An 18312-nucleotide genomic window follows, 5' to 3' on the forward strand; every position below is an offset into this window, starting at 1 on the left:
GCCGAGGCGTCACTCCCCGTACGAGGCGACGATGCCCGCCAGGTAGTCGCGATACTCGGCCGCGAGCGAGGCGGGCTTCTCGATGTGCACCCGGTCGCCGAACTGCGCGAGCCAGCCGAACAGCACGGGGCTTTTCATGACCGTGGCGTACACGCGCGCCCAGCCCTCGCCCGCCGGCAGGGACTCGACGTCCTTGCCGAACCGGTCGATGATCGCCCCCATGGCCTCGCCGCTCACCAGGAGGGTAGCCGCCACGGACTCGCCCGAATACATGCCGAACGCGCGGCCCTCGAGTTCCTGGGCGTCGAACGTGGCGATGCGCTCGTTCTTCACGGCGGGCGCGTCCGTGATCTTGATGCGATCCATGCGGTCGACGCGGTAGGTGGCGAAGTCGTCGTGCTTCTCGTTGAACACGACCAGGTAGTAGTAACCCTCGGCGTACACGAGCTGCACGGGCGTCTCGACATAGCGCTCGCCGCCGTGCTGGAGCACCTTCTCCTTGGCCGCGTCGTATTTGAAGTAGACGAACGAGATCTGCCGTTTCTGCGCGATGGCCTCCTGGATGCGGTCGACACTGTGGAACACCGACTCGTTCTGCATCTTGATGCGGCCCTCCACATGCAGGCGCTTGTCGAGCAGCGCGCACTGGCGGGCGGACGCGAGCCTCTTCACGGCCTCGACCAGCGCGTCGCTCTTGCGCTGCGTGAGGAAGCGCGAGCTCTGCACGGCGTCCACCAGCAGCAACAGCTCATGGAAGGCGAAGTCGCGCCGTTCCAGCGCATACTCCACCGGCGCGCGCTGGTAGGTGCGCACGTCCAGGCCGAACTCGCGCAGCGCCTCGATGTCGCGGTAGATGCCTTTGCGCTCGGCCGTGATGCCCTGCGCCTCCAGCCGCTCGAGGATCTGCGACATCGTGAGGCCCTGCTCAGCGTCGGTCTCCTCCTCGAGCATCCGCATAAGGTACAGGAGCTTGAGCTTCTGGCGGTTGACGGCCATAGGGTTCCTCCTTCGAGCGATGCGGTGCGGCCCGTCTTCGGACCGGCAGGTTGCCAGTATAGCCTATCTATCCCCTTTTCGGTACATCCTTGCAAAAAACACGGGAGACGCCCTCTCCAGGGAGCAGGGCGTCCACCGGAGACGGTGCGGAATCTGTGCGCGCACGTGGCCAAACGCACGCGCTCGTGCGACAATAGCGCGTGCACGAACGAACCCCGACCCAGAAAGCTCGACATGCCAGAATTCATTTACCAGATGCATCAGGCCCGCAAGGCGCACGGCGACAAGGTCATCCTCGACGACGTGACGCTGTCGTTCTACCCCGGCGCGAAGATCGGCGTCGTGGGGCCGAACGGCATGGGCAAGTCCACCCTACTCAAGATCATGGCCGGCATCGAGGAGGTCACGAACGGCGAGGCGCGCCTCACGCCGGGCTACTCCGTGGGCATCCTGCTCCAAGAACCGCCCCTCGACGAGGATAAGACGGTCCTCGAGAACATCAAGCAGGCCTTCGGCGACATCTTCGCGAAGGTGGAGCGCTTCAACGCCATCGGCATGGAGATGGCCGAGCCCGACGCCGACTTCGACGCGCTCATGGAGGAAATGGGCCAGCTCCAGACCGAGATCGACGCCGCGAACGGCTGGGACCTGGACAGCCAGCTCTCCCAGGCCATGGACGCGCTGCAGTGCCCCGACCCCGATGAAAAGGTCGACCACCTCTCCGGCGGCGAGCGGCGCCGCGTGGCGCTCTGCCGCCTGCTTCTGGAAGCGCCCGACCTGCTCTTGCTCGACGAGCCCACGAACCACCTGGACGCGGAATCGGTGCTCTGGCTTGAGCAGTTCCTGCGGAACTACCCCGGCGCGGTGCTGGCGGTCACGCACGACCGCTACTTCCTCGACCACGTGGCCGAGTGGATCTGCGAGGTGGACCGCGGCAGCCTCTTCCCCTACAAGGGCAACTACTCCACCTACCTGGAGACGAAGGCCGCCCGCATCGAGGCGCAGGGCCAGAGCCAGGAGAAGCTAGCGAAGAAGCTGAAGAAGGAGCTGGAGTGGGTGCGCTCGAGCCCCAAGGCCCGCCAGGCCAAGAGCAAGGCGCGCCTGGCCGCCTACGAGCAGATGGCCGCCGAGGCGCGCGCGAACAAGAAGCTCGACTACAACGAGATCCAGATCCCCGTGCCGCCCCGCCTGGGCGCGAAGGTCATCGAGGCGAGCCACCTGCACAAGGCCTTCGGCGACCGCGTGCTCATCGACGACCTGTCGTTCGACCTGCCCCCGAACGGCATCGTGGGCGTCATCGGCCCGAACGGCGTGGGCAAGTCCACCCTGTTCAAGATGATCATGGGCCTGGAACCGGTCGACGGCGGCACGCTCGACATCGGCGAATCCGTGGTGATCAGCTACGTCGACCAGAACCGCGAGGGCATCGACCCGAACACGAAGCTGTGGGAAGTCGTCTCCGGCGGCAACGACTTCATGATCGTGGGCGACACGGAGATCCCCAGCCGCGCCTACGTGGCCAGCTTCGGCTTCAAGGGCTCCGACCAGCAGAAGCCGGCCGGCGTGCTCTCCGGCGGCGAGCGCAACCGCCTGAACTTGGCGCTCACGCTCAAGAAGGGCGGCAACCTGCTTTTGCTCGACGAGCCCACGAACGACCTGGACACCGAGACGCTGGCCAGCCTGGAAGAGGCGCTGCTGGCGTTCCCTGGCTGCGCCGTGGTGACGTCCCACGACCGCTGGTTCCTCGACCGCGTGGCCACGCACATCCTGGCCTGGGAGGGCACCGACGAGAACCCCGGCAACTGGACGTGGTTCGAGGGCAACTTCGAGGCCTACCAGGAGAACCGCCTGGAGCGCCTGGGCCCCGAGGCCTCCAAGCCCCACCGCCTCCACCGCAAGCTCACCCGCGACTAGGCGAAAGCGAGCAAGGGGCGGTCCAAGCCTACCCCATCTCCCCGCAACGCGAGCGGCGGCCCTTCGGCCGCCGCTTTTCTATGCCTTCTCCACCCGCACGGCGCACACCTTGTACTCGGGAGCCTTCGACACGGGGTCGAGGGCGGCGATGGTGAGCCAGTTGCTGTTTCCGTCCTGGAAGTGGAAGGGCATCCACGTCTGGCCGGGGTTAGTCTTGTCCGACACATGGGCCGTGGTCTTGAGGGAGCCGCGGCGCGACGTCACGCGCACCCGGTCGCCGTCGGCGATGCCGAGAGCGGCGGCGTCGGCATCGTTCAGCTCGATGAACGAGCTGCCGGACAGCGCGCCCAGGCCCTCGGTGCGCCCGGTCATCGCGCAGGCGTTGTACTGGGCGAGCACGCGGCCCGTCATCATGGCCAGCGGGTATTCCTCGTCGGGAAGCTCTGCCGACGGCCGGTAGTCCGGCGTGGAGAACGCGCCCACCCCCTGCGCGAACTCGTGCCGGTGCAGGATGGGCGTGCCGGGGTGCCCCGCGTGCGGGCACGGCCACTGAAGGCCCCGCCCGGCCACCTCGTCGCCGTCGAGGCGCACATGGCCCACGCCGCCGTACGACGGCGTGACCGAGGCTATCTCTTCCATGACCTCCGCGGCGGTCAAACGCGGCTGCCCGTAGCCCATGCGGTTCATGACCTCCGTGAACACGTCGGTGTCCAGCCGCGGCCCCGCCGGCCCCTCCACGGCCTTGCGCACGCGCTGCACGCGGCGCTCGGTGTTCGTGAACGTGCCCTCCTTCTCCGCGTAGCTGCGGCCGGGAAGCACGACGTCGGCCAGCTTCGCCGTCTCGGTGAGGAACAGGTCCTGCACCACGAGGAAGTCGAGCGCCGCGAGCGCCCGCAGCACGTGCCCCGTGTCCGGGTCGGTGCGCACCGGGTCCTCGCCGAACAGGTACAGGCCGCGCACACGCCCCTCCAGCATGGCGGGGAAGCATTCGGTAGCCTTGAGTCCGCGCTCTCGCGGCAGGCTCGCGCCCCAGGCGCGCTCGAAGCGGCGCAGCACCTCGGGGTCGGCCACCTTCTGGTAGCCCGGCAGGTCGTCCGGGCCGGCACCCATGTCGCAGGCTCCCTGCACGTTGTTCTGCCCGCGCAGCGGGTTCACGCCGCCGCCGGGCTTGCCGAGGTTGCCCGTGATCATGGCGATGTTCGAGAGCGCCATCACGCCGTCGGTGCCGGTGGAGTGCTCGGTCACGCCCAGGCAGTACACGATGGCGGCCGCGCCCGCCCCTCCGTACATCTTCGCGGCGGACACGAGGTCGCGCTGGTCGATGCCGCAGATCTCGGCCACGCGCGCGGGCGTGTAGTCGCGCACCGTGGCGGCCAGCACCTCGATGCCCTCCGTGCGCTCGCGCACGAACTCGGCATCGTAGAGGCCCTCGGCCAAAAGGACGTTCACAATGCCGTTCGCGAACGCCACGTTCGTGCCGGGCCGCAGCTTCAAATGGAGGTCCGCCTGCGCGGCCAGCCCGATGTCGCGCGGGTCCACCACGATGAGGCGGCAGCCCCGCTCCACGGCGGCGCGCAGCTGCATGCCGATGACCGGATGGGCCTCCTCGGGGTTCGACCCCACGAGCATGACCACGTCCGCCTTCCGGCACACGTCGTCGATGGAGTTCGTCATCGCTCCCGAGCCAAGCATGGTCGCCAGACCGGCGACGGTGGGAGCGTGTCAAACACGCGCGCAGCAGTCCACGTTGTTCGTGTGGAGGCTGATGCGTGCCATCTTCTGGAACAGGTAGATGTCCTCGTTGGTGGACCGCGAGCAGGCGAAGGCCGCAAGCGCCTCCCCGCCGTACTCGTCGCGCAGCTCGGCGAAGCGGCGCGCCACCAGGTCGAGCGCGTCGTCCCAGCTGGCAGGCTCGAGCTCGCCCGTGGCGGCATTGCGCACGAGCGGCGCGGTCAAGCGGTCGGGCGCATCGACGAAGTCGAAGCTGCCGGAGCGGCCCTTCACGCACAGCAGCCCCTTGTTCGACGGCCCCGGCGCGCCCTCCGCATCAACGATGCGGCCGTCCTTCACCACGAGGTCCAGCTGGCAGCCCACGCCGCAGTGCGGGCAGGTGGTGCGCACGCGCTCCGTCTCCCACGAGCGGTAGGCACCGCGGCGCTTCTCCACGAGCGCGCCTGTAGGGCACGCCTGCGCGCAGTTGCCGCACGACTCGCAGGCGCTCGCGCGCCAGTCCGGCCCGAACGGGGCCTCGACGGTCGTGCGCGTTCCGCGCTTGCCCGTGCGCAGCGCATGGTTGCGCGCGGCGGCGTTGCAGGCGCCCACGCAGCGCTGGCAGCGGATGCACAGGTTCGGGTCGTAGCGCAAAAACGGGTTGCCCTCAACCACGGGCTCCGGCGCGCGCGGCGCCGGGTGCGCCGGGCCTTCCACGCCATACTCGCGGCAGAGGTCGGCCAGCTCGCAGGCGCCGTTTTTGTCACACGAGAAGCACGGGGCGCCCGCGCCCTGCCCGTGGTCGGCGATGATCAGCTCGAGCGCGATGCGGCGGTAGGCCGCAAGGCGCGGCGAGTCGGTGGTCACGGCCATGCCGTCCCATACGGCCGTCGAGCACGACGGCACCGGGTGGTCGAGGCCTTCCACGTCCACCACGCACACGCGGCACGAGCCGACGGCGCTCACATCCTTCAAGTAGCAGAGCGTCGGGATGCGGATGCCCGCCTCCCGCGCCGCCTCCAGCACGGTCGTGCCCGCAGGCACCTCGCGCGCGATGCCGTCTATCGTGACGCTAGGCATACTGTTCCCTGCCTTCCTCGGTCGAGCCGCAGCCGAACACGTCGCAACGCAGGCAGCGGCCGCACTCCTGCTCGACCTCCTCGCGGCTCATACCGCACTCGACGTCTTGGAAATCGCGCTTGCGCTCGCGCGCCGGCCGTTCCACCAGCTCCACGCGACCCTTGGGCGTGCGGTCGTTGGGCGGGGCCTGCGGGGCCGAGGCCTCGCAGGCCAGCTTGTGCGAGCAGCCCAGGTACGCATCGATGTTGCGCGCGGCCACCTTGCCCGCCGCGATGGCGCGGATGACCGTGGCCGGCCCCGTTTGGCAGTCGCCGCCCACGAACACGTTGTCATACCCCGCGGCCGCCAAGCCCTCGTCGGCGTCGAAGCAGCCCCGGACGGTCTCCATGCCGAACTCCTCGAACGGCTCCGTCTCGATGCCCTGCCCCACCGCTATGAGCACGATGTCCGCCGCGATGCGCTCCTGCGGCTTGTCGGCCGCCACGGGCGCAGGGCGGCCTGCGCGCACGGCTCCGATCATCTGGGGCTGCGTGGCGAGCGCCGTGCAGCGCCCTTCGCCGTCCACCTCGATGCCCACGGGCGCCTGCAGCACCACCAACTCCACGCCCTCGGCCACGGCGCTCTCCACCTCGGCCGGAAGCGCCGTCATATCCTCCTTGCGGCGGCGGTACACCACGGACACCTCCTCGGCGCCAGCACGCACCGCCGTGCGCGCGCAGTCCATGGCCACGTTGCCGCCGCCCACCACGGCCACCCTCTTGCCCGTGAAGTCGGGGTAGTCGCCATCGCCGATGGCGCCCAACAGCTCAACGGCCGACATGACGCCCGCGGCGTCCGCGTTCGGCAACGCAAGCGTCTTGCCCGCCTGCGCGCCCACGGCCACGTACACCGCATAGTAGTTCTCGGCGATCTCGGCCATCTCGCGCGCGCCCACCGGCGTGTCGCAGAGCGCCGTGATGGAGCCGGCAGAGAGGATGCCGCGCAGGTCCTCGTCCAGGCGCTCGCGCGGAAGGCGGTAGGCGGGTATGCCGTAACGCAGCATGCCGCCCAGCTGGCTGCGCGCCTCGAACACCGTCACGCGGTGCCCCATGAGCGCAAGGAAGTACGCGCAGGTGAGCCCGCTCGGGCCGCCCCCCACCACGGCGATGTTCCGCGCGGTGTCCACACTGTGCGGCGGCGGTGCCACCTGGTCGGCGGGCGCCTGGTCCACGGCGAACCGCTTGATGCCGCGGATGTTCACCGGAGCGTCGATGAGCGTGCGGCGGCACCGGGCCTCGCAAGGGTGCTCGCACACGAACGCGCAGGCCGTGGGGAACGGGTTGTCCTTGCGCACCAGGTTCACGGCGCCGGCATAGTCGCCGGCCGCCACGAGGCCGATGTAGCCGGGCACGTCCACGTGCGCCGGGCAGAGCGTCTCGCAGGGGACCGTCTGGCCCACGCCTGCGGCGCAAGAGCGCGCACCCACGTGGCGCGCGAACTCGTCGGCGAAGTCGTCCAAGCCCTCGAGCAGGGCGTTCGCCGCCTCGAAGCCGATGGCGCAGTCCGACGTGCCGCGCACCATCTCGGCCAGCGCGCGGACCTCGGCAAGCGTCCCCGCGTCCGCCTCGCAGTCCGCCACGCGCCCGACGAGAGCCGCCAGACGCGGCAGCCCGTCGCGGCACGGCACGCACTTCCCACACGTCTGCGCCGCAGCCGCCTGCAGAAGCGCCTGCTGCACCACGACCGGGCACGTGCCCGGCGGCATGGCCTCCACGCGCCGCGCGTACTTCTCTATAAAGGCGGCGATGCGCCCGTCGTCCTTCGCCCCGGGCGCCACCGATAACCTTGCCAATGACCCTCCCCCGCTCGCTTCGCCATCACACCTCCGCATCATAGCAGAGCAGCCGCGCGCCCGGCCGCCGCCGCGTCGGGAACCGCAAACCCCACGGGAATTTCGACGGGCGGCGGATAGGTGCCGCCCGGGAGCGGGCGCCCTCGCCGGGACGAGCTCAGAGCCTACGCCCGGCCCGCAGCCTCTGCGATAGCCGCCTTCAGGGTGCGTAAACACTCCGCCGCCGGGCCCGCGCTCGCGCGGCCGTGCTCGGCCGCCAGGCGCACGATGGCGCCGCCCACCACGATGCCGTCCGCCACGGCCGCCAGCGCTGCGGCGTCCTCGGGCGTGGCGGTACCGGCGTCCACGAGGCACGGGACGTCCGGGTTCGCCCGCCGTACCCGCTCCACCAGGTCCTTGGCCTCGGCGGGATCCCCCTGCGCGCCCACCGCCCCCAGCGACAAGGCGCAGCACACGAGCCCGTCCGCTCCCTGCGCGATCGCTTGCACGCGGTCTCCCGACGTAGGCGCCACCATCGAGGCGAACGCCACGCCCGCCGCACGGCAGGGGCCGGCGAACTCCTCCTTCTCCTCGAAGGGGATGTCGGGCAGGACGAGCGCGTCCACCCCCGCCTCGGCCATGCGGCGCGCGAACCGCTCCACGCCATGGCAGAACACCACGTTGGCGTACGTCACGAACGCGAGCGGCACGTCCGTGCGCTCCCGCACGCGCTTCACCAGCTGGAATGCCTTATCGACGGTCGCACCGCACCTCGGGCCCCTCGGCCGTGGGATCGGAGAACGGGATGCCCAGCTCCACCAGGGCCGCTCCTGCCCCGGCGAGGGCGACCACCAGTTCCTCGGTAGTTTCCAGGTCCGGGTCGCCGCAGGTGACGAACGGCACAAGCGCCTCGCCGCCCTCGAGGGCGCGCGCGATGCGGGCGACGCCCGTGGCGGCGGATACGGCCGACGATGCAGCAGAAGCGGTGCCCGCCGCGGTCGAAAGCTCAACCGATGCCGAAGCAGATGCGACAGTCGAAGGCGCAGATGCCGTTTCGATGCTACTCATGGAGGTTCTCCCCTCGATAGCGGGCGATGGCGGCGCAGTCCTTGTCGCCGCGCCCGGATACGTTCACCACCAGTATCTGATCCCGGCCCATGGTAGGCGCGAGCACGCGCGCGTGCGCCACCGCGTGGGCCGACTCGATGGCCGGGATGATACCCTCCGTGCGGCTCAGGTACTCGAACGCGTCCACGGCCTCGTCATCGGTCACGGCCACGTACTCGGCGCGCCCGGCGTCGTGCAGGGCCGCGTGCTCGGGTCCCACGCCCGGGTAGTCCAGCCCGGCGGAGATAGAGTACACAGGTGCGATCTGCCCCTGGTCGTCCTGGCAGAAGTAGCTCTTCATGCCGTGGAAGATGCCCAGCTTGCCCGTGGTGACGGTGGCGGCTGTCTCGAAGCCGTCCACGCCGCGCCCGGCGGCCTCGCAGCCCACAAGCCGCACCGACGGCTCGTCGATGAAGTGGTAGAACGCCCCGATGGCGTTCGACCCGCCGCCCACGCACGCCAGCACTGCGTCGGGCAGCCGACCCTCGGCCTCGGCCAGCTGCTGCTTGATCTCGCGCGAGATGACCGCCTGGAAGTCGCGCACGATCGTGGGGAACGGGTGCGGGCCCATGACGGAGCCCAGCACGTAGTGCGTGTCGTCGATGCGCTGCGTCCACTCGCGGAACGTGGCCGACACGGCGTCCTTGAGCGTGGCCGTGCCCTCGTCCACCGCGTGCACGCGCGCGCCCAAGAGGCGCATGCGGTACACGTTGAGCGCCTGGCGCTCGGTGTCCTCGCGGCCCATGAACACCTCGCACTCCATGCCCATGAGCGCCGCCGCCGTGGCGGTGGCCACTCCGTGCTGGCCGGCGCCCGTCTCGGCGATGAGGCGGGTCTTCCCCATCCGCTTTGCCAGCAGCGCCTGGCCCAGCACGTTGTTGATCTTGTGCGAGCCCGTATGGTTCAGGTCCTCGCGCTTCAGGTATACCTTCGCGCCGCCCAGATCCTCCGTCATGCGGCGGGCGAAGCAGAGGCGCGACGGGCGCCCCGCGTAGTTGTTCAGCAAGTCGGCGAGCTCGCGGTTGAACGCGGGATCCCGCTTGCAGTCCTCGTAGGCTTCCTCCAGCTCGCCCACGGCGCTCATCAGCAGCTCGGGGATGTACTGGCCCCCGTGGATGCCGAACCTTCCCTTGGCCATGGCCTCTCCTCCTTGCCCTCTCCGTCTGCAGCGCGCCGACCAGCCCCAAGTCTGCCGGCCTCACGCCGTTCCTTCCCAAGTGCGGGGCGCGTCGCCGCGTCGCCCTCTTCGTCGGAAGGGCATGAAAAAAGCCCGTCCCGACAAGCGTCTGCTTTGCCAAGGACGAGCTTGTAGCCCGCGGTGCCACCTTGTTTCACGGTCCTGCCGTGCGCTTTGCGAGATACCCTCATATCTCCGGCAACTGACGTATGCCCCCACGTCGCAAGATACTGGGCGGCCGGGATACCCCGCCACCGTTCACCGCGCCCTCCGTGGCCCATTTGGCAACCTGCGTCCGACCCGGTTCCCAGCACCCCGGGCTCTCTGTGCGTGCACAGCTGCTTTGACTTCCACCTCAACGGTTTGGTTCAAACTGGCTGGCATCATACCCCCGCCCGCAGCGCTTTGTCAAACGGGGAAACCTTGGCGAAACCCTTGAGGCCTTGACGCCGGCACGTCGTTGCAGTAGGTTCGAGCTCATACGCTACCGCCACACTAGGGAGAGGCTTCACATGGCCAAAGCCGCCAACAACCGGAAAGTCGCCATCGTCGGATGCGGGTTCGTGGGATCGGCCACGGCGTTCGCGCTCATGCAGAGCGAGCTGTTCACCGAGATGGTGCTCATCGACGTCGACCGCGACCGAGCCGAGGGCGAGGCGCTCGACATCGCGCACGGCATGCCCTTCGCCGGACCCATGAACATCTACGCGGGCGACTACGACGACGCGGCGGACGCGGCCATCATCATCGTCACGGCCGGCGCGAACCAGCAGCCCGGCGAGACGCGCCTCGACCTCGTGCACAAGAACGTGCGCATCTTCAAGTCCATCATCCCCGAGATCGCCCGACGCGACTACCAGGGCATCCTGCTGGTAGTGTCGAACCCGGTGGACATCCTCACGCACGTGGCGCTGAAGCTCTCGGGCATGCCGGAGAACCGCGTGATCGGCTCGGGTACCGTGCTGGACACCGCGCGCTTCAAGTACATCCTCGGCGAGCACCTCGGCGTGGACCCGCGCAACGTGCACGCGCGCATCATCGGCGAGCACGGCGACAGCGAGATCGCGGCCTGGAGCACGGCGAACGTCTCCGGCATCCCCGTGAACGACTTCTGCGAGCTGCGCGGCCATTTCGACCACGACGAGTCCATGCAGCGCATCGCCGAGGACGTGAAGAACAGCGCCTACGAGATCATCGCGAAGAAGAAGGCCACCTACTACGGCATCGCCATGTCGGTGAAGCGCATCTGCGAGGCCATCGTGCGCGACGAGAAGCCCATCCTGCCCGTGTCGAACTTCCAGCACGGCGTACACGGCCTGCACGACGTGGTGCTGTCGATGCCCGCCGTGGTGGGCAAAGACGGCATCGAGTACCAGGTGCCTTGCCCGCTCTCCGACGACGAGCTGGCAAGGCTGCATGCGTCCGCGAATACGCTGCAGGGGATCATCGGCGGGTTGGACTTGAATCTGGACTAGAACAGCGTCGCCTTTCCGCACAAGCGAGGCATGCTCGTTGGATTGAGGCGACGCTACCGCCGCACACGCCCATAGCCAACATGAAAGACGTCATCTTGCTACAAATTCACCTAATTCGGCAATATCGAACGAGCCAGCCTGAAGGCTAATTACCGTGAACAGGCGTTTCTCACAGGCGACCTTCCGAGATCGGCTTCAGACAGGGCACAAACCGCCGAATTCGGCGAATTTGCAGCAAGGGAGGCGACGGCCTGGGCGAGCGGAACGCATTCGTTCGGATGGCGCACGGGAGCAGCTGGGAATATCACGGCTGTCGTCGCACGGACTCCTTCGACTCCGCGCCCGGGGCGCTCCGCCCAGACGGGCCGTTCATCGCCACTTCGTCCTCAGCTCCCAAAACGCAACGGCGCTGGCGGCGGCCACGTTGAGGGAGTCCACGTCGTGGTCCATGGGTATCTTCACGGTGTAGTCGCAGGCGGCTATCGTGGAGGCGGCCAGGCCGTCGCCCTCGGTGCCGAGAACCAGCGCCAGGCGCTCGCAGTCGCGCAGGCGTGCATCGTGCAGGTAGATGGCGTCGTCGGACAGCGCGAGCGCGGCCGTCACGAAGCCGAGCGAGCGCAGCAGCGGCACGCCCTCGGCCGCCCAGTCGCGCACGCTGCCGATGCGTGTCCATGGCACCTGGAACACCGTCCCCATCGACACGCGCGCGGCGCGGCGGTACAGCGGGTCGTGGCACGACGGCGTGACCAGCACCGCGTCGATGCCGAGCGTCGCCGCCGAGCGGAAGACGGCCCCGATGTTCGTGTAGTTCACCACGTCCTCGAGCACGGCCACGCGGCGCGCGCCTGCCAACAGCTCCTCCACGCTCGGCAGCGCGGGACGCTCGAACGCCGCGAGCGCCCCGCGCGTCACCTCGTAGCCGGTGAGCGCGTGGAACTGCTCGCGCGTGGCCACGAACACGGGCATATCCGGGTCGGCCGCGAGCGCGCGCTCGACGACCGGCATGGTCTGGTCGAGCCACTTCTCCTCCATGAACAGCGAGCACATGTGCACGCCGGTCGCCAGCGCGCGCTCGATCACCTTGCGCGATTCGCCGATGAACAGGCCGTTCGCGCTGTCGGGGCAGTCGCGCAGCTGGGAGTCGGTCATGCCCGAGTACACCGCGAGCCGCGGGTCGTCCAACCCGTCGAGATGGATGATCGGCACAGGTCGCCCTCTCCCTATGCGGCGGCCTGCTTGATGGCGGCCAGCAGGTCGCCGAACTCCTCGAAGGCCGGCAGGTCGGGGTTGTCGGCCTTGATGGCGTCGGTGCTGCGGAACAGGAAGCCGGCCTTGCTCGCACGGATCATCCCCAGGTCGTTGAAGCTGTCGCCGGCGGCGATGGTGTCGAAGCCGCATGACTGCAGCGCGCGCACCGTGGTGAGCTTGGACTCGGGGCAGCGCATGCGGATGCCGGCGATCCGGCCGTCGGCGGTCATGTCCAGCTCGTTGCAGAAGATGGTCGGCCACCCCAGCTTCTCCATGAGCGGGCTCGCGAACTGGGTGAACGTGTCGCTGATGATGATGACCTGCATCTGCGAGCGCAGCTCGTCCAAGAACTCCCTCGCGCCCGGCAGCGGGTCGATGGCGGCGATGGTGCGCTGGATCTCGGGAAGGCCCAGGCCGTGCTCTGCGAGCGTGTCCAGGCGGAAGGCCATGAGCTTGTCGTAGTCGGGCTCGTCGCGCGTCGTGCGCTTGAGCTCGGGGATGCCGCTCGCCTCAGCGAACGCGATCCATATCTCGGGCACGAGCACGCCCTCCAGGTCAAGGCAGGTCACATACATAGGTACAACCCCTCTTCTCGAACGTTTCCCGAACGCCTCCCGCACGTCCGCCGGATGCGGCTTACAGCATACCCGAGCCGGCCCGGTTCCGCCACGTCGCGCCCGGTCGTTTCGTCGCCCGGATGCGCGCGCCGGGAAGCGGCGGCAGCCAAGCCGCCCCTTCTCCCACCACGTGCGACGTCAAGCGCGCGAGGCTTTGCCCGCGCCGGCATCATGCGCGGCCGCCGGCTACGCGCCCGGCACCTCGGCCACCACTTCCACCTCCACGAGCGCGCCCTTCGGCAGGCCCGCCACCTGCACCGCCGAGCGCGCGGGCAAATGAGCGCCGAACGAGCGGGCGTACACCTCGTTCACCGCCGCGAAGTCGCCCAGATCGGCGAGGAAGCACGTGGCCTTCGCCACGTGTTCGAAATCGGTGCCGGCGGCCGCGAGCAGCGCGCCCACGTTGCGCATGACCTGCTCGGCCTGCTCGGCAGCCGTGTCGCCCACGAGCTCGCCCGTGGCCGGGTCGAGCGAGATCTGCCCCGAGGCGAACAGCAGCCCTCCCGCCACGACCCCCTGGGAATAGGGCCCGATGGCCGCGGGGGCCTCCTTCGTCTCGACAACGTCCATGAGCGCTTCCTTCCGTATTCGGCGTTTCCGCCCATTCTAGCGCATCGCCCGGGCCCCGTTTGCCCTATACTCTTCCCAACCGATCCATCCGATGCGAAGGAGGCCGCATGGCCGCTACCGTCAAGACCCTTATCGAGCACAGCGGCGAATTGTACTGGGGCACGCGCCAGGCGATGCCGGGGTACCATTTCGGGGTGTCGCTCAACGTGATGGAGAACGGGCTGGTCGCGCGCGTGGTGTACGTGATGAGCGACCTGGACGACAGCGAGGAGCCCCTTGTGACGCCCGAGCTGCTGGCCTCGGCGTGCTTCTCCGTGGACGACCTCGCGCCGAACGGCATCGTGCCGAGCGACCTTCTGGACGACGAGGAGGCCGACGACGAGGGCGTCATCGGCTGGTACTGCGTGGAGGAGTCGTTCTTCGGCAAGGACGACGTGGAGGCGCTGCGCGCCAGCAACGACCGGCTGGACGGCTACCTGGACATCGTCCTCGCGATCATGACCATCTCGGCGGACGAGATAGCCGCCGGCATGCCGTCGCTCGAGGAGGTGTCGTTCTTCGACCTGCTCGACGAGTTGGAGGGCATCGCGGTGCTCATCGACGAGGGCGCGCTGGCAAAGCCGCTCCCCTTCACGTTCCGCCTGATAGGCGATGCGCTTCTGGGATGGGAGTCCGCCGACGAGGAAGACTGGCGCTAAGGGAGGTGCCGCCCGGCGCCTGTGCGGCAAGGCGGCGCCCGTGCAGCAGGGCGGCAGCCGCGCGGCACGCGCCCCGGGCGGCAGGGCAGCGGCCGTGCGGCACGCGCCCCATGTGGAAGGGCGCGCCCGGAGGGGTCGTGCCGACCGTCGACCGGCCCGTAGCGGACCGCCGCGCCGCCCGCGTTGAAGGCCGCAGCGCCGTCAACGGGCCCCGGCGCCCGCAGGCGCGCCCACGCAGATCGGCTGGCACGCCCCCTCCCTTTATGTTACTATAGTAGTATCATTTAACGGCAGGGCAGCAGCGCGGAGCCGCCGCGGGCCCCGGATCGCAAGGGAAGCGAGCCATGATCGACAAGGCCATCTTCGCGCTTCCGGGGGTGGGGCGCATCCTCGGGCTGCTCGTGGCGTCCGCGGCGCTGCAGGCGCTCGCGGTGCTGGGTCAGGCGTGGTCGCTGTCCACGGCCATCACGAACCTGTGGCTGGGCGGCGCGGTGGTCGACCAGGCCCTGCTCGTGGCCGTGTTCCTCGTATGCTTCATCGGGCGGCAGGGCGTGCTCTGCGCACAGTCCGCCCTGCTCGACGCCTACGCCTACGAGCAGGCGAACGCGCTGCGCCGCTCACTGCTCGAGAAGATATTCACCACGAACGCCCGGCTCGTGCAGGACCACGGCACCGGCAGCGTGACCGCCGCCGTGCTCGAGGGCGCCGACCAGGTGGAAACGTACTTCAAGCTCATCCTGCCCAAGGTCACGGGCATCGCCCTCATCCCCGCCATCCTGCTGGCGGCCTCGTTCGCGCTCGACTGGGTGTCGGGGCTCATCATGTTCGTGGCGTTCCCGTTCATCATCCTGTACATGGTCATCATGGGCCACACGGCCAAGGAGAAGGCGTCGCGGCAGCACCGCACGTTCGAGATCATGTCGAACCACTTCATCGACACGCTGCGCGGCATCGACACGCTCAAGCTGTTCGGCGTGTCCAAGCGCTACGGGAAGAGCATCTACGAGGTGTCCGAGCGCTTCCGCGAGGCCACCATGCGCACGCTCAAGGTGGCGAACCTCTCGAGCCTGGTGCTGGACACGTTCGCGACGCTCTCGGTGGCGGCCGTGGCGTTCATGCTGGGATTCCGCCTGATCGACGGCTCGGTCACGCTGTTCCCGGCGCTCGCGCTGCTCGTGATAGCCCCCGAGTATTTCCGCCCCATCCGCGAGTTCGCGGCCGACTACCACGCCTCGCTCGACGGCAAGAACGCGCTCGCGTCCATCCAGGCGCTCGTGGACGCGCCCGACGAGCCGCCTGCGGAGCTGCCGCTGCCCGCCTGGCACGCCGATGCGCGCCTCGGGCTCGAGGGCGTGGGCTTCTCGTACCTGGGGTTCAAGGCGCTCGAGGGCGTGACGCTTGCAGCCGAGGGGTTCCAGAAGGTGGGCATCGTGGGCGCAAGCGGCTCGGGCAAGAGCACGCTCGTGAGCCTGCTCGGCGGCTTCGCCTCGCCCGACGAGGGCGAGATCGACGTGGACGGCGTGCGGGCGGGAAGCCTGCGCCAGGCGGCCTGGCAGAGCCAGGTGGCCTACATCCCGCAGGACCCCTACCTCTTCCACGCCACGCTGCGCGAGAACCTCGTGTTCTACTGCCCCGACGCGACCGACGACGAGGTGGCGCGCGCTGTGGAGGTGATGGGGCTCGAGGGGCTCGTGGACGAGCTGCCCCGCGGGCTGGACACGCGCATTGGCGAGGGGGCGCGGCCGCTCTCGGGCGGGCAGGCGCAGCGTATCGCGCTCGCGCGGGCGTTCCTCGACCGCTCGCGGCGCATCCTGCTGTTCGACGAGCCCACGGCGCACCTGGACATCGAGACGGAGATGGAGCTGAAGGAGCGCATGCTGCCGCTCATGGAGGGGCGCCTGGTGTTCTTCGCCACGCATCGGCTGCATTGGGTGGACGACATGGACCTCGTGGTGGTCATGGAGGGCGGGCGCGTGGCCGAGCAAGGTGCGCCGGAGGAGCTGCGCGCCGGCGGCGGCGCGTTCGCACGCCTTGCCGCCCAGCTGGAAGGGGGTGCGCTATGAGCCGCAACGACGGCGGGCGGCGGGAAGCGGTCCCTGCGACGCAGGCCGGCGGACACCGGGCCAACCGCCGAAGCCCCCGCGAGGCCGACCGTTGGGTCTCGCCCTTCTTCAAGCGGTACTGGAAGGCGCTCGCGCTGGCGCTGTTCTTAGGCGTGGCCACGTTCGGGTTCGCGAGCGGGCTCATGGTGACGTCCGGCTACCTCATCAGCGCGGCGGCGGCCCTGCCGGGCAGCATCCTCATGATCCACCTGCCCACGCTCTTCGTGCGCATCTTCGGCATCGGCAAGCCCATCCTGCAGTACCTCGAGCGTCTCACCAGCCACGACTGGGTGCTGCGCATGACGAGCGGCCTGCGCCTCAAGCTCTACGAAGCGCTGGAGCACGACGCCGTGTTCTTCCGCCACAGCCACCGCACGGGCGATATCCTGGGGCTTCTGGCCGAAGACATCGGGCACTTGCAGAACCTGTACTTGCGCGCCGTGTTCCCCACCGTGGTGGCCTGGCTCGTGTACGCGCTGGGCGTGGCGGTGCTCGGGTTCTTCGACGCGTGGTTCGCGCTGGCGCTCGCGCTCGTTTTGGGCGTGGAGGTGTTCCTGGTGCCGCTCGTGTCCGCACTCGCTAACCGGGCGCGCATCGAGCGCCGCAAGACGCTGAAGAACGAGCTGTACGGCGAGCTCACCGACAACGTGCTGGGCGCCTCGGACTGGATCTTCGCGCGACGCGGCGACGAGTACCTGTCGCGTTACCAGGCCGCCGAGCAGGCCCGGCACGACATCGAGGCGCGGCTGAACCGCTTCGCGCGGCGGCGCGACCTCGCGTCCACGGCCGTGTTCGGCATTGCGGCGGCCCTGCTCCTCGTGTGGGCCGGCGGCTACTTCGGCGGCCAACCAGGCGAGGCGGCGAACTGGATCGCCGCGTTCGTGCTCGGGTTCTTCCCGCTCATCGACGCCTTCGCGCCCCTGCCCGCGGCCGCGGCCGAGACGGGCGTCTACCGCGACTCCATCCGCCGGCTGAACGAGCTGCCCCAGCCCGCGCCGGAAGAGGGCCCCGCGCCAACGGTGGAGGCGCCCCTCACCCTGGCCGTGGAGGACGTGGCGTTTCGCTACCCCGGCTCCGCGCGCGCCGTGCTCGACGGCGTGAGCTTGACCATCCCGCAAGGCCAGAAGGTCGCCATCCTGGGGCGCAGCGGCTCGGGCAAGAGCACGCTCGCCTCCCTCATCCGCGGCGATCTGGCGCCTGCATCCGGCAGCGTGACGCTGAACGGCGTGCCCACCAGCAGCTTCGGCGACGGCGTGGCGCGCTGCATCGGCGTGATCCAGCAGCAGACGTACCTCTTCAACATGACGCTGCGCGAGAACCTGCGCATCGGCAACCCCGCCGCCACCGACGACGAGATCCGGGAGGTGCTGGCGCACGTGGGTCTGTCCAACCTGGTAGAGCGTCTGCCCGAGGGGCTCGACACCATGGTGGACGAAGCCGGGATGCGCTTCTCGGGCGGCGAGCGCCACCGCATCGCGCTCGCCCGCGTGCTCTTGCAGGACACGCCCGTCATACTGCTGGACGAGCCCACCGTGGGCCTCGACCCCGCCACTGAGCGCGCGCTGCTGAAGACGTTCATCGAGAACGCGGAGGGCAGGACGCTCATCATGGTCACCCACCACCTGCAGGGCGTGTCCGCCATGGACCGCGTCGTGTTTGTGGAGGACGGCCGCATAGAGATGGAGGGCTCGCCTGCCGAGCTCGAGCGCACGAGCGAGCGCTACCGCCGCCTGCTCGCCTTCGACTCCGGGGTGGCCGCCCCGGAGTAAGGCGCCCCGGGCGGGTAACGGCGGACGGACGGATCGCTT

Annotated in this window: 12 protein-coding genes and 1 pseudogene; 5 read left to right on the forward strand and 8 right to left on the reverse strand. The window is 69.3% G+C overall.

Annotation, left to right across the window (positions count from 1 at the left end):
* Window positions 1–9 precede the first annotated feature (9 nt).
* Window positions 10–996, reverse strand: coding sequence for a helix-turn-helix transcriptional regulator (locus BN3560_RS03740; protein WP_096227050.1), 987 nt, complete (start codon window positions 994–996; stop codon window positions 10–12).
* A 234-nt stretch (window positions 997–1230) separates the two neighbouring features.
* Here BN3560_RS03740 and ettA point away from each other — a divergent pair, with 234 nt between their 5' ends.
* Window positions 1231–2910 carry an energy-dependent translational throttle protein EttA gene (ettA, locus tag BN3560_RS03745; protein WP_096227051.1) on the forward strand — a complete coding sequence of 560 codons (1680 nt, stop codon included), beginning with the start codon at window positions 1231–1233 and terminating at the stop codon, window positions 2908–2910.
* A gap of 78 nt (window positions 2911–2988) precedes the next feature.
* Here the strand turns inward: ettA and fdhF are convergent, their stop codons facing one another.
* The 4 genes and pseudogenes from fdhF to trpB all read right to left on the reverse strand — a co-directional run bounded on the left by fdhF (window position 2989) and on the right by trpB (window position 9755).
* The gene (fdhF, locus tag BN3560_RS03750; RefSeq protein ID WP_096227052.1) at window positions 2989–5700 is read right to left on the reverse strand and encodes a formate dehydrogenase subunit alpha; all 2712 of its coding nucleotides are present in this window, start codon (window positions 5698–5700) and stop codon (window positions 2989–2991) included.
* A complete protein-coding gene (locus BN3560_RS03755; protein ID WP_194075073.1) occupies window positions 5693–7531 on the reverse strand; it encodes an NAD(P)-binding protein in 1839 nt (612 codons plus the stop codon). Before BN3560_RS03755 ends, fdhF begins: the two co-directional genes overlap by 8 nt.
* A gap of 164 nt (window positions 7532–7695) precedes the next feature.
* Window positions 7696–8578: pseudogene (trpA, locus tag BN3560_RS14655) on the reverse strand (tryptophan synthase subunit alpha).
* Complete coding sequence (gene trpB, locus BN3560_RS03765; RefSeq protein WP_096227053.1) at window positions 8571–9755, reverse strand: tryptophan synthase subunit beta; 1185 nt, start codon at window positions 9753–9755, stop codon at window positions 8571–8573. Before trpB ends, trpA begins: the two are co-directional and overlap by 8 nt.
* A gap of 551 nt (window positions 9756–10306) precedes the next feature.
* Here trpB and BN3560_RS03770 point away from each other — a divergent pair.
* Entirely contained in the window at window positions 10307–11269 is a 963-nt protein-coding gene (locus tag BN3560_RS03770; RefSeq protein WP_096227054.1) for an L-lactate dehydrogenase, read from the forward strand.
* 369 nt (window positions 11270–11638) lie between these two features.
* Here the strand turns inward: BN3560_RS03770 and BN3560_RS03775 are convergent, their stop codons facing one another.
* The 3 genes from BN3560_RS03775 to BN3560_RS03785 form a co-directional block, all read right to left on the reverse strand.
* On the reverse strand, window positions 11639–12475 hold the full coding sequence (locus tag BN3560_RS03775; protein ID WP_096227055.1) for a TrmH family RNA methyltransferase: 837 nt from the start codon (window positions 12473–12475) through the stop codon (window positions 11639–11641).
* Window positions 12476–12489: 14 nt separating this feature from the next.
* Window positions 12490–13092 (reverse strand): bifunctional phosphoserine phosphatase/homoserine phosphotransferase ThrH, encoded by a 603-nt coding sequence (gene thrH / locus BN3560_RS03780; protein ID WP_096227056.1) that lies wholly within the window; start codon window positions 13090–13092, stop codon window positions 12490–12492.
* Window positions 13093–13320: 228 nt separating this feature from the next.
* Window positions 13321–13704 carry a RidA family protein gene (locus BN3560_RS03785; protein ID WP_096227057.1) on the reverse strand — a complete coding sequence of 128 codons (384 nt, stop codon included), beginning with the start codon at window positions 13702–13704 and terminating at the stop codon, window positions 13321–13323.
* A 107-nt stretch (window positions 13705–13811) separates the two neighbouring features.
* On the opposite strand from BN3560_RS03785, the gene BN3560_RS03790 reads away from it, so the two are divergent.
* The 3 genes from BN3560_RS03790 (at window position 13812) to cydC (ending at window position 18273) form a co-directional block, all read left to right on the forward strand.
* Window positions 13812–14402: a hypothetical protein gene (locus BN3560_RS03790; protein ID WP_096227058.1), complete on the forward strand. Its 591-nt coding sequence runs from the start codon at window positions 13812–13814 to the stop codon at window positions 14400–14402.
* Between the two features lie 344 nt (window positions 14403–14746).
* A complete protein-coding gene (cydD, locus tag BN3560_RS03795; protein WP_096227059.1) occupies window positions 14747–16465 on the forward strand; it encodes a thiol reductant ABC exporter subunit CydD in 1719 nt (572 codons plus the stop codon).
* Window positions 16462–18273 carry a thiol reductant ABC exporter subunit CydC gene (cydC, locus tag BN3560_RS03800; protein WP_096227060.1) on the forward strand — a complete coding sequence of 604 codons (1812 nt, stop codon included), beginning with the start codon at window positions 16462–16464 and terminating at the stop codon, window positions 18271–18273. The genes cydD and cydC overlap by 4 nt, the downstream gene beginning before the upstream one ends.
* The last annotated feature ends 39 nt before the right edge of the window (window positions 18274–18312 follow it).

This window comes from Gordonibacter urolithinfaciens (genome assembly GCF_900199375.1).
In the GTDB taxonomy this organism is placed as follows: domain Bacteria; phylum Actinomycetota; class Coriobacteriia; order Coriobacteriales; family Eggerthellaceae; genus Gordonibacter; species Gordonibacter urolithinfaciens.